General features: G+C 73.6%; 4 protein-coding genes. All 4 read right to left on the reverse strand.

The window, feature by feature from the left end; translation table 11 throughout:
* Position 1: 1 nt before the first annotated feature.
* The 4 genes from ACQPW6_RS33265 to ACQPW6_RS33280 are packed head-to-tail and all read right to left on the reverse strand — an operon-like array spanning position 2 to position 12,802.
* Positions 2–379 (reverse strand): hypothetical protein, encoded by a 378-nt coding sequence (locus tag ACQPW6_RS33265; RefSeq protein ID WP_433893422.1) that lies wholly within the window; start codon positions 377–379, stop codon positions 2–4.
* Positions 376–1,605: a cytochrome P450 gene (locus ACQPW6_RS33270; protein ID WP_433893423.1), complete on the reverse strand. Its 1,230-nt coding sequence runs from the start codon at positions 1,603–1,605 to the stop codon at positions 376–378. The genes ACQPW6_RS33265 and ACQPW6_RS33270 overlap by 4 nt, the downstream gene beginning before the upstream one ends.
* Complete coding sequence (locus ACQPW6_RS33275; RefSeq protein ID WP_433893424.1) at positions 1,605–5,672, reverse strand: amino acid adenylation domain-containing protein; 4,068 nt, start codon at positions 5,670–5,672, stop codon at positions 1,605–1,607. The genes ACQPW6_RS33270 and ACQPW6_RS33275 overlap by 1 nt, the downstream gene beginning before the upstream one ends.
* Positions 5,669–12,802, reverse strand: coding sequence for an amino acid adenylation domain-containing protein (locus ACQPW6_RS33280; RefSeq protein ID WP_433893425.1), 7,134 nt, complete (start codon positions 12,800–12,802; stop codon positions 5,669–5,671). Before ACQPW6_RS33280 ends, ACQPW6_RS33275 begins: the two co-directional genes overlap by 4 nt.

The following is a 12,802-nucleotide window of genomic DNA, read 5'->3' on the forward strand; positions in this document are numbered from 1 at the left end:
GTCAGTGCCACACCACCCGCACGCCGGGGGCCAGCACCCGGGCCGAGATCTCGGCCATGTCCACGACCCGCGCGGCCGGCAGCAGCCCGGCCGCGGCCAGGCCGCGTTGGGCCAGCGAGAAGTCGTCCACCAGGATCTCCGCGCCGGCCGCGGCGGCCTCCTGGGCGCCGCCGGGCGCGCCGCCGACCGCCGCGCCGACGCCCTCCTGGATCAGCAGGAGCTGCACCGGATGGCCGAGCCCGGCCAGGTCGCGGGCGTCGCGGAGGAACCCGGCGCAGGCGCCGCCGGCCCACGGGCCCTTGCTCTCGATCAGCAGATGGGGAGTGCCGCCGCCGGGCCCGTCGGACACCGCGCTCCCGGCCCCGCTGCCCTCGGTCACGCGGGCACCGCCACGGCGGGCAGCCGGGTCGCGCCGATCATGTCGTTGGTGTCGAGGAAGCTGATCGGGCTGTCGTGGTCGACCCGCAGCTCGGTGAACCGGTCGAGCAGCAGGTTGAAGGCGATCCGGCCCTCCAGCCGGGCCAGCGGGGCGCCGATGCAGAAGTGGATGCCCTGGCCGAAGCCGTTGTGCCGGTTCGGCGTGCGGTCGATGTCGAAGCGCTCGGCATCGGGGAAGGCGGTGGCGTCCCGGTTGGCCGAGGACACCCAGATCTTCATGATCGAACCGCCCGGGATGAACTCGCCGCCCAGCTCGGTGTCCTCGGCGACCATCCGCAGGAAGCTGCTGAACGAGGGCCGCAGCCGGATGATCTCCTCGATGGCCTTGGGCACCAGCGTGCGGTCGGCCCGTACCCGCGCCCAGTCCTCCGGATGCTGGTCGAAGGTCAGCACGATGTTGCTGATCAGCGCCGCCGTGGTGGTGATGCCGCCCATCAGCAGCACCCCGGCGAAGCCCACGATCTCGTCGTCGGCCAGCCGGTGCCCGTCGAGTTCTGCGTCGATCAGCAGGCTGATCAGGTCGTCCTGCCGCTCGGCCCGCCGCTTGTCGATCAGATCGAAGATGTAGGCGTTCAGGGAGCGGATGTTGCGGGCGGCGTTGTTCAGGCCGTCCATGCTGTTGCTGCCGACGTGCAGCAGGTCGGCCCACTGGGCGAACTGGTCGACGTCCTTCAGGTCCGCGCCGAGGATGTCCGCGATCACCGTGACCGGGAACGGGAAGGCCAGCGACGCGGCGACGTCGAACCGCTGCCGGCCGGTGAAGCCGTCCACCAGACCGGTGGCGATCCCGGTCAGCTTCTCCTCCAGGCTGCCGATGTACCGGGCGCTGAACACCTTCTGTACCAGGCCGCGGAACTGCCGGTGCCGCGGCTCGTCCATGGCCGCGATGTTGCCCTTGAAGAAGATGTCGTAGTCCTCCTGCGGCGGGGTGAGCGAGGACAGGTCGTTGACGAACAGGGACGGGTTGGTCATCGCCTGCACCGCCTCGTCCCGCCCGAACACCGACCACAGACCGGTGGTCGGGTCGAAGCTGACCGGCTCGGTGTCCCGCATGCGGCGCAGCCAGGCGAAGAACTCCGCGTTGGGTTCGGCGCCCACCGGAAGGGCCGTGGCGTGACCGGCCGTCTCCCGCTCCGGACCCTCGTTCGCAGTCCCGCTCGCGTGCATCAGGCGTTCTCCTCTTCGTCTGCTGTGTCCGCCGCCGTGCCGGCGTCGATCTCCTGGAGCTTGTCCGCCAGGATCCGGCCGATCTCGGCGAGCGGTCCGGGCTTCATCAGGTCGGTGTGCTTGCGGTCGATCTCCCGGGTCTCGATCCGGCCGCCCACGTAGGGGCGCCAGGTCTCCGGCTTCGGGGAGATGTCGATCTTGTCGAGGGTCGCGACCACCAGCAGGATGTCGCCGCCGAAGCGACCGGGGGCGTAGCTGTTGAACAGCTCCGCGTTGTTGGCGTAGATCCGGGCGATCGCGGTGATGTGCCGCTCTTCGAGCATCGCCATCGCGCTGCCGAGCTTCTGCAGGATCTCGGTGACCTTGGCGTGCGTCAGCGGCGCCTTGCCGAGGTATCTGCGGTCGTAGCCCACCCAGTTGAGCAGATCGGCCAGGACGTCCTGCTCGTCGATCGGCGGCATCCGCTGTCCGGGGTAGGTGTCCAGGATGCCCAGCAGGTCGACCCGCTCGCCGCACCCCTGGAGCCGGGTGGCCATCGCGTGCGCGATCACCCCGCCGGCCGAGTAGCCCACCAGCCGGTACGGTCCGGACGGCTGCACCGCGCGGATCTGCTCGACGTAGTCGGCGGCCATCTGCGCGATGGACTCCGGGATCTCCTCCTGCCGGTCCAGGCCGCGGGCCTGGAGGCCGTACACCGGGTACTCCTGGCCGAGATGGCGGATCAGCCCGGAGTAGCACCAGCTCATCCCGCCGGCCGGGTGCACGCAGAAGACCGGCGTACGCGTGCCGGAGGGCTTCAGCGGCAGCAGGACGTCCAGCGCGCCGCCGCGCTCGGTGTCGTCGAGCAGGTGCTCGGCGAGCGCGGCCGGCGTCGGCGCCTCGAACAGGCTGCGGATGGTCAGCTCGACGCCGAACGTGGCCTGGATCCGCTTCAGCAGCCGGGTGGCGAGCAGCGAGTGGCCGCCGAGGTCGAAGAAGTTGTCGTCGATGGCGACCCGCTTGGTCTCCAGCACCTCGGAGAACAGCTTGCACAGGATCTCCTCCTGCGGGGTGCGCGGGCCGCGGCTGCCGGTGGCGGCGCCGGCCGGCGCCTCCGGGACGGGCAGGGCCTTGTGGTCGAGCTTGCCGTTGACGGTCAGCGGCAGGTGGTCGAGCGTGACGAACGCGGCCGGGATCATGTAGTCGGGCAGCGACGCGGCCAGGTGCCGGCGCAGCGCGGCGGTGTCGGCGGCGGCGCCCGCTGTGGGGACGAGGTAGGCCACCAGGCGCTTGTCGCCCGGGTGGTCCTCGCGGACCATGACGGTGGCCTGGGCCGTCTCCGGGTGCCCGAGCAGCGCGGCCTCGATCTCGCCGAGCTCGATCCGGAAGCCGCGGATCTTGACCTGGGTGTCGGCCCGGCCGACGAACTCCAGGACGCCGTCCGCCGTCCAGCGGGCCACGTCCCCGGTGCGGTACATCCGGGTGCCCGGCCTGCCGTGCGGGTCGGCGGGGAAGCGGTGCGCGGTGAGGTCGGGGCGGCCCAGATAGCCGCGGGCCAGGCCGTTGCCCGCCACGTAGAGCTCGCCGGCGGTGCCGGGCGGGACGGGGCGCAGGGCGTGGTCCAGGACGTACGCGCGCAGGTCCGGGATGGCCTGGCCGATGGTGCTCGCGGTGCTGGCCGCCGCCGCGGCCCGGTCCAGGGGTGCGTAACTGACGTGCACGGTGGTCTCGGTGATCCCGTACATGTTGACCAGCGCCGGGGCGGTGTCCGCGTGCCGGGCGTACCAGTCGCCGAGCCGCGCCAGGTCCAGCGCCTCGCCGCCGAACACCACGTATTTGAGGGCGAGTTGTGCCGACAGCTCCAGGTGGTCCTTGTCGGCCTGCATGAGCTGGTAGAACGCGGACGGCGTCTGGTTGAGCACGGTGACCCGCTCGCGCGCCAGCAGGCGCAGGAACTCCTCGGGGGAGCGGCTGGTGTCGTAGGGCACCACGACCAGCCGTCCGCCGTGCAGCAGCGCGCCCCACAACTCCCAGACGGAGAAGTCGAAGGCGAACGAGTGGAACAGCGTCCACACGTCCTGCTCGCCGAAGCCGAACCAGTGGTCGGTGGCGCCGAACAGCCGGGCCACGTTCTGGTGCGGCACGACCACGCCCTTGGGGCGGCCGGTGGAGCCGGAGGTGAAGATGACGTACGCGGGGTGCGCGGCCGACAGCGGCGAGGTGCGCTGGGCGTCGGTCGGGTCGGTGTCCGGGCAGCCGTCGAGCTCGCCGCCGAGGTGGGACAGGATGGTGTGGTCGAGGGTGAGGGTGGGCTCGGCGTCGCTGAGGATGGTGCTGATCCGGTCGGCCGGGTAGTCCGGGTCCACCGGGACGTACGCGGCGCCGGACTTGAGCACCGCGAGCACCGCGACGACGAGGTCGGCCGAGCGCGGCAGCACGAGCGCCACGAAGGTCTCCGGGCCGGCGCCGCGGGCGATCAGCCAGTGCGCCAACCGGTTGGCGCGGGCGTTGAGTTCGGCGTAGGACAGGGTCTCGGCGCCGAAGGCCACGGCCGTGCTCCGCGGCGAGCGCCGCACCTGCGCCTCGAACAGCTCGGGGACGGTGGTGGACGGAGCGGCGGCCACCTCGCCGTTCCACTCCTCCAGCGCCCGGCGGCTCTCGGCCGGCAGCGCCAACTCCGCCCGTCCGACCGCTCCTTCGGTGCCGCCGCGGACCAGCGCGTCGAGGAAGCCGAGGAACCGCTCCTGGTGCGCGGCGAGTTCGGCCTCGGTGTAGAGGTCGGGGTTGGCCTCGAAGCCGATCCCGATGCCGCCGCCGTCGTCCTGGTCGTAGACGACCACCGAGAGGTCGTCCACCGGGCCGAGGTTGAGGGTGTGCGCGGTGCCGCGGTGCCCGGCGAAGCGCAGCGCGTCGCCGAACATCATGATGTTGACGTGCGGGCCGACCAGCCGCTGCTCGTCGGCGAGCAGCCCGAGGTCGCGGCGGACGTCCTCGTACCGGTACCGCTGGTGGCGCATCGTGCGGCGCATCTCGCCCGCGGTGTGCGTCAGCAGGTCGCGCAGGCTCATGCCGGGCCGCACGGTCAGCCGCAGCGGCAGCATGTTGGAGACCATGCCGGGGGTGGACCGGCCGGTCCTGCCGAGCCGGGTGCTGACCGGCAGCCCGAGGATCGCCTCGCCGCCGCCGGTCAGCCCCTGGAGATAGCCGGCGAAGGCCGCGGTCAGCACCGGCGGCCAGGCCACCCCGGCCTCGTCGGCCGCGGCCCGCAGCGCCTTGACGGTCTCCGGGGCCAGCCGCGCGGTACGGCGGACCAGCCGCCTGGGCATGAACGGCTGCCGGGCGGACAGGCCGACCGGCTCCGGGCGGTCGGCCAGCCGCTCCCGCCAGTGCGCCGCGTCCAGCGCGAACCGGTCGGAGGCCCGGTAGGCGGAGTCCTCCGCGACCAGCGCGGCCAGCGGCCCGAACGGGCTCGCCGGGACGGGTGTTCCGGCCACCAGAGCCGAGTAGACCTCCGCCGCCCGCCGGCCGACCAACGCGCTGCTGAAGCCGTCGAGCGCGATGTGGTGGCAGCGCAGGTACCAGTAGTGCCGGTCGGGAGCGGCCTTGACCAGCGCGAACAGGAACAGCGGGCCCGCCGCGAGGTCGACCGGCCTGGCCAGGTCGTCCCACATCCAGGACTCGGCGGCGGCCCGCGGGTCGGCCTCGGCGCTGAGGTCCAGCACCCGCAGCGACCAGTCGGGGTCGGGCTCGACGATCTGCCACACACCGTCGGCGTCCTCGGTGAACCGAGTGCGCAGCGCGTCGGTCTCCCGCACCACCTGGTGCAGCGCGGCGTCGAACAGCCCCTCGTCCACCGGCCCGTGGATCTCCAGGTACTGGCCGCCGTTGTAGATCGGGCTGTCGGGCGACATGCGCTGCGCGTACCACATGCCGGACTGCGCGGCGGTCAGCGGCAGCCGGACCTCGGCGACGGGCCCGGGACCCGCCGCCGGTACGGGTAGGGGCTCCGGTGCGCGGTCCGGTGCCGCGTCGGGCGCGGGCTCGGGCATGCTGGTCTCCCTTGTCTCCTCGGTCGTCTGCGGGGTCACCGGGTGCTGCTCCTCAACTTGGTGCGCAGCACCGGACCGATCAGGTCCACCGCGTGCGGCTGCGTCATCTCGCCGTGCCCGCAGGCGATGTCGTGCACCTCGACCTGGCCGCCGACGAAGCGCCGCCAGGTCCGCGGGTCGATGCCGACCGGGTCGGTCGCGGCGCGGAAGAAGAGCAGGTCGCCCTCGAACCGGCCGGGGTCGAACTCCTCGCTGATCCGGATCAGGTTGCGGTAGACCGCGTAGACGTTCTCCAACTGCCCGGCGTCCAGGGCCGCCAGCGGCGACCGGGCGGCGCGCAGCGCGTCCATCACGTCGGCCACGTCGAGCGGCGGCACGCCTTCGCCGGCCGGTCCGCCGCGCGCGCCGCGGGTGCCGCCCGCGGTCTCCAGCAACTCGGTCAGGAACTGCTGCCAGTCGGGCTTCTCCGCGGCCGGGTTGACGTCCAGCGGATAGGAGTCGAGCACGCACAGCAGCCCGACCCGCTGCCCCTGCTCCTGGAGCACGGCCGCCATCGCCTGGGCGACGGCGCCGCCGAACGACCAGCCCAGCAGGTGGTAGGGGCCCTCCGGCTGTACCGACCTGATCTGCTCGACGTAGTCGGCCACCAGGTCGGCCGCGGTCTCCGGCAGCTCGGCGGGGTCGAGCAGCCCGCGGGCCTGCACGGCGTAGAGCGGCCGGTCGGGCTCGACCGCCCGCAGCAGCCCGGAGAAGGGCCAGCCGATGCCCATGCCGGGGTGGACGCAGAACAGCGGCGGCCGGTCGCCGGCCGCGCGCATCGGCAGCAGTACGTCCAGCGACTCGCCCTCGCCCTCGCCGCCGCCCGCCAGCCGCGCGGCGAGGCCGGCGACCGTCGGCGCGTCGAACAGCGTGCGGATGGTCACCTCGGCGTCCAGCGCCGTCCGGATCCGGGCGGCCAGGTCCACCACCAGCAGCGAATGCCCGCCGATGTCGAAGAAGCTGTCGTCGATGCCGACCTCGGGCAGCTCCAGAACGTCGGCGAACAGCCCGCACAGCACCTCCTCGCGGTGGTCGCGCGGCGCGCGGCGGGCCGAGGCGGCGGTGAAGTCCGGCTTCGGCAGCGCCTTGCGGTCCAGCTTGCCGTTGGAGGTCAGCGGCATCGCGGTCAGCGGGACGACGATGGCCGGCACCATGTAGCCCGGCAGCGTGTCGGCGGTGTAGCGGCGCAGCGCGGCCGGGTGCGCGTCGTCGCCCGCTCCGTCGACCGGCACCACGTAGGCCACCAGCCGGCGGCGGCCGCGCGGGTCGTCGTGGGTGACGACGGCCACCCGGTCCACCGCCGGGTGGCCGGCCAACACGGCCTCGATCTCGCCGAGTTCGACCCGGAAGCCGCGGATCTTGACCTGGTCGTCGGTGCGGGTGACGAAGTCCAGGCTGCCGTCGGCCCGCCAGGTGACCAGGTCGCCGGTGCGGTACATCCGCGTTCCGGCCGGGCCGAACGGGTTCGCGACGAAGCGCTCGGCGGTCAGCGAAGGCCGGTTGAGATAGCCGCGGGCCAGGCTGTCGCCCGCGATGTACAACTCGCCCGGGACGCCAGGCGGTACCGGGTTCAGCGCCTCGTCCAGGACGTACACCCGGGTGCCCCGGATCGGGCGGCCGATCGGCGGGGCAGTGGGCGCGGGCGACAGCGGGTCGCTGATCGTCGCGGCCACCGTGGCCTCGGTCGGCCCGTACGCGTTGATCATCCGGCGGCCGGGCGCCCAGCGGGCGACGATGTCGGCCGGGCAGGCCTCGCCGCCGACCAGCACCGTGCGCAGGCCCGAGGTCTCGACGTCCGGCAGGGTGGCCAGCACGGCGGCCGACAGCGACAGGTGGGTGCTGCCCGACTCGGCGACCAGTGCGGAGAGTTCCTCGCCGACCAGCTGCCGGGGGCCGGCCGAGAGCACCAGGGCGGCCCCGGCGGACAGCGTCATGGCGACATCGCCCACCGACGGATCGAAGTTCACCGCCACCCACTGGAAGACCCGGCTGGTCTCGTCGATGGCCAGCCGCTCCGAATGGGTCAGCGCGAAGCCCGCCAGCCCGCGGTGGGTGACGACGACCCCCTTGGGGGTGCCGGTGGAGCCCGAGGTGTAGATCACGTACGCCGGGTGGTCAGCGGTGAGCGCCGCGGTCCGCTCGGCGTCGGAGACGTCGTGCCCGGGCAGCCCCGCCAACAGGGCCTCGTCGAGCACCAGTTGGCCGGTGCCCTCCGGCAGTTCGGGACGGAACCCGCCCCCGGCCTCGGTCAGCAGCAGCGCGGGCCGGGCGTCACCCAGCATGAACGCGATCCGCTCGGCCGGGTGGTCGGGGGCGATCGGCAGGAACGCGGCACCGGCCTTGAGCACGCCGAGCATCGCGGTGATCAGGTCGACCGAGCGGGGCAGCGCCAGCGCCACCGTCTGCTCGGGGCCGATGCCCCGCCCGATCAGGTGCCGGGCGAACCGGTTGGCGCGCGCGTTGAGTTCGGCGTAGGACACCGTCGAGTCCCCGGCCACCAGTGCGGTGTTGCCAGGGGTGCGGGCCGCCTGCGCCTCGAGGAGTGCGGCGAACGTGGTGGGCGGCACGGCGTGCGCGGTGTCGTTCCAGCCGTGCAGGATCCGGTCGCGCTCGTCCGCGCCGAGGATGTCGATCGCGCTGAGCGGGCGGGCCGGGTCGGCGGCGACCGCTTCGAGGACCCGGGTCAGCCGGGCGGCCAGCGACCGGGCCGTCCCCTCGTCGAAGAGGTCCGCGCTGTACGACAGCGCGCCGCCGATCCCGGCCGGCGCCCCCGACTCGTCGTAGCCGTCCACCAGCTCGACGGACAGGTCGTAGACGCCGCTGCCGCGCTCCAGCGGCTCGGGGGCGGCGGTCAGGCCGGGGAGGTCGAGCGTCCCCCGGGCGTTGTTCTGCAGCGCCAGCATGACCTGGAAGAGGGGGTGCCGGGCGGTGGAGCGCTCCGGGTTGTGCACCTCGACCAGCCGTTCGAAGGGCAGGTCCTGGTGGGCGTAGGCGGCGAGGTCGGTGTCGCGGACCCGGGTCAGCAGCTGCTGGAAGGTGGGGTCGCCGGTGGTGTCGGTGCGCAGCACGAGGGTGTTGACGAAGAACCCGACGAGGTCGTCCAGGGCTTCGTCGGTGCGTCCCGCCGTGGGGGTGCCGAGCGGGATGTCGGTGCCGGCGCCGAGCCGGGTGAGCAGGGTGGCCAGGGCGGCCTGGATGACCATGAAGAGGCTGGCGCCGTTGCCCCGGGCCAGCGCGGTCAGTGACGCCTGGAGCTCCGGGGTGAGCTGGAAGCCCACCGAGCCGCCCTGCCCGGAGGTCTGGGCGGGCCGGGTGCGGTCGGTGGGGAGGTCGAGCTCCTCCGGCAGTTCGGCCAACTGCTCGGTCCAGTAGGCGAGTTGCTGGGACAGCGGGCTGCTCGGGTCGTCCTCGGTGCCGAGCGTGTCGTGCTGCCAGAGGGTGTAGTCGGCGTACTGGACGGGCAGCGGCGCCCACTGCGGTGCCTCGCCGCCGGTCCTCGCGGTGTAGGCGGTGGACAGGTCGCGGGCCAGCGGGGCCAGCGACCAGCCGTCGGCGGCGATGTGGTGCAGCGTCAGCAGCAGCACGCTCTGCTCGTCGTCCACGGTGAACAGGTGCGCCCGGAAGGGCAGTTCACCGCTCACGTCGAAACCGCGCGCGGCCTCCGCCGCCAGCGCGGCGGGCAACTCCGCCTCGCCCACGGCCGATCGCCGCATCGCGAAGCCGTCCGCCGCCCGCAGCACCTGCCGGGGCACCCCGTCGATCTCCGGGAAGACCGTGCGCAGGCTCTCGTGCCGGCCTGCCACGTCCCGCAGCGCCGACTCCAGCGCCGCCGCGTCCACCTGGCCGGTGAGCCGCAGCCCGAACGGCAGGTTGTAGGCCGGGCTTCCCGCGTCCATCCGGTTGATGAACCACAGCCGGCGCTGCGCGTGCGACAGCGGCATGAGCTCGGGCCGTACCGCGGGGGTGACCGGTGGCCGGGCGCTTTCGGCGCCCGCCAGTTCACCGGCGAGGCGGGCCGGCGTCGGGGCCTCGAACAGCGCCCGGATCGCCAGTTCCACGCCCAGCGCCGAGCGCACCCGGGACACCAGCCGGGTGGCGAGCAGCGAGTGGCCGCCGAGGTCGAAGAAACTGTCGTCCACCCCGACCCGGGCCACCCCCAGGACCTCGGCGAACAGCCCGCACAGGATCTCCTCCTGCGGGGTGCGCGGCGCGCGGTCGCCCAGGCCCCCGGAGATCTCCGGGGCCGGCAGCGCCTTGCGGTTGAGCTTCCCGTTGGCGGTCAGCGGCAGCTCGTCCAGCGTCACGCAGGCGGCCGGGACCATGTAGTCGGGCAGCGAGCGCGCCGCGTGCGCGCGCAGCGCCGCGGAGTCGGGGACGGCGCCGGCGGCCGGCACCACGTACGCCACCAGCCGCTTGTCGCCCGGCCGGTCCTCGCGGACCACCACGGCGACCCGGGCCACCTCCTCGCGGGCCGCGAGCACCGTCTCGATCTCGCCCAGCTCGATCCGGAAGCCGCGGATCTTGACCTGGTCGTCCACCCGGCCGATGTACTCCACCTGGCCGTCGGCCGACCAGCGGGTCACATCGCCCGTGCGGTACATCCGGCTGCCGGGCGGCCCGTACGGGTCGGCGACGAAGCGGTCGGCCGTCAGACCGGGCCTGTTCAGGTAGCCGCGGGCCAACTGCACACCGGCTATGTACAGTTCGCCCTCCGCGCCGACCGGCACCGGGCGCAGCGCCGCGTCGAGCACGTACACCCGGGTGTTGCTGAGCGGGCGGCCGATCGGCGGGGCCGCGGTGATCGGGTCGTCGCTCGCCCACATGGTGGCGTAGACCGTGGTCTCGGTGGGCCCGTAGATGTCCGCGACCCGCACGCTGGCGAAGGCCGGGGCGATCCCGGCGGCCTGCGCGGTGACCTGCTCGCCGCTGAAGACGAGGGTGTCGGCGGACATCGTGATCTCGCCCTGCGCGACCAGGTGCAGCAGCGCCGACTGCACGCCGCCGACCATCGTCGCCGGGCTGTCGGCCGGCTGGTCGGCCAGCGCGAGCAGGTCGGGCAGCACCTCCACGGTGCCGCCGCACAGCAGCGGCCCGTAGATCTCGAAGACCGAGATGTCGAAGCTCAGCGACGTGGTGAACAGCAGGTGCCCGAACCGGTCGGGGCCGAACTCCTGGATCGCGCAGTCCGCCAGGTTGGCGACGCTCTCCTGCTGGACGAGTACGCCCTTGGGACGACCGGTCGACCCCGAGGTGTAGCTGACGTAGGCCGGGTTCCGCACCCGCAGCGGCGCCACCCGGTGCTCGTCGGTCGGGTTGGAGGACGGCAGCCCGGCGAGCCGGCCGCGTACCTCCGGCGCATCGATCCGCACCGCCCGGGTGGTGGACTCCGGCGGCAGCTCGCCGGCCGTCGCCGACGAGGTGAGCACCACGGCGGGGGCCGCGTCCTGGAGCATGTAGGCGATCCGGTCGGCGGGATACCCCAGGTCCAGCGGCAGATAGCCGGCCCCGGCCTTGAGCACCGCGAAGACCGCGACCAGCAGGTCGGCGTCGCGGGGCAGCGCCAGCGCCACCAACTTCTCCGGGCCCGCGCCGACTTCGATCAGATGGTGCGCCAGCCGGTTGGCCCGGTCGTTGAACTCCGCGTAGGTCAGGGACACTTCGCCCGACACCAGCGCGGTGCTGCCGGGGGTGCGGGCCACCTGCGCCTCGAACAGCTCCGCCAGCGGCCCCTGCGGCACCTCGCGCGCGGTGTCGTTCCACTCCACCAGCACCCGGTGCCGCTCGGCCGGTTCGAGCAGGTCGATCGCGCCGACCCGGCGTCCCGGATCGGCCGCGACCGCCTCGAACACCGCGCACAGCCGGGCGCCGAGGCTCGCGACGGTCGCCGCGTCGAACAGGTCGGTCCGGTACGACAGCCGCATCAGCAGCCGGCTGCCGGACATCGCCGCGAGCGTCAGCGGGTAGTGCGTGGCGTCCCGGGCGCCCGCGCCCGACACCCGGACACCGGCGAAGTCCGGGTCCAGGACCGTCGGATCGACCGGGTAGTTCTCGAACAGGATCAGCGTGTCGAACAGCGTGCCCAGGCCGGTCTGCCGCTGGATGTCGGTCAGGCCGAGGAACTGGTAGTCCATCAGCGCGGTCTGCTGGTCCTGCAGCCGGGTGAAGAACGCGTCCAGGGTCAGCGCGGGATCGGCCCCGACCCGTACCGGCAGGGTGTTGATGAACAGCCCCACCATCGTCTCCACGCCCGGCAGTTCGGGCGGCCGGCCGGAGACCGTCGCACCGAACACGACGTCGTCGCGTCCGGTCAGCGCGCCGAGCAGCAGGCCCCAGGCGCCCTGCACGAGGGTGTTCATCGTCCAGCCGCGGCGGCGGGCCAGCGCGGTCAGCCGGCCGGTCAGCTCCTCGGGCAGCGACATCATGTGGTCGGCCGACGGGGCCGGCTCGCCGCCCGCGGCCTCCGCGACCAGCAGCGTCGGCTCGGTGACCCCGTCGAGCGCCGCCTGCCACGCCTTGCCGGCCGCCTCCCGGTCCTGCCGGGCCAGCCAGGCCAGGTAGTCGCGGTACGGGGTCACCGGCGGCAGGCCGGCCGGGTCGCCGCCGGTCGCCAGCAGCTCGTACAGCGCGAACAGGTCACCGGTGACCAGCGGCGAGGACCAGCCGTCCATCACGATGTGGTGGTTGGTCACCAGCAGCCGGTGCTCCCCGCCGCCCATCGCGACCAGGGTGAACCGGATCAGCGGCGGCCTGGCCATGTCGAACCCGCGAGCCCGGTCCTCGTCGGTGAGGCGCCGGAAGGCCGCCTCCCGCTCGGCCTCCGGCAGGCCCGACAGGTCGGACTCGGCCCACGGCAGCCGCACCTGGCGCCGGACGATCTGCAGCGGCGCCCGGTCCGCGGACTGCCGGAAGCCGACCCGCAGCACCGCGTGCCGCCGCACCAGGGCCTCCGCGGCCCGGCGCAGCGCCACCGCGTCCAGCGGCCCGTCCAGCCGGTGCGCGGTCTGCACCAGGTACGGGTCGCCCGCGCCGCCGTCGAAGGTGGCGTGGAACAGCAGCCCCTCCTGCAGCGGCGACAGCGGCAGTACGTCCTCGACCTGCGCCGCGCCGGACCGCTTGGTGGTGGTCTTCAC

Origin of the sequence: Streptomyces sp. CA-111067 (genome assembly GCF_050956065.1) — a bacterium.
Classification (GTDB): domain Bacteria; phylum Actinomycetota; class Actinomycetes; order Streptomycetales; family Streptomycetaceae; genus Actinacidiphila.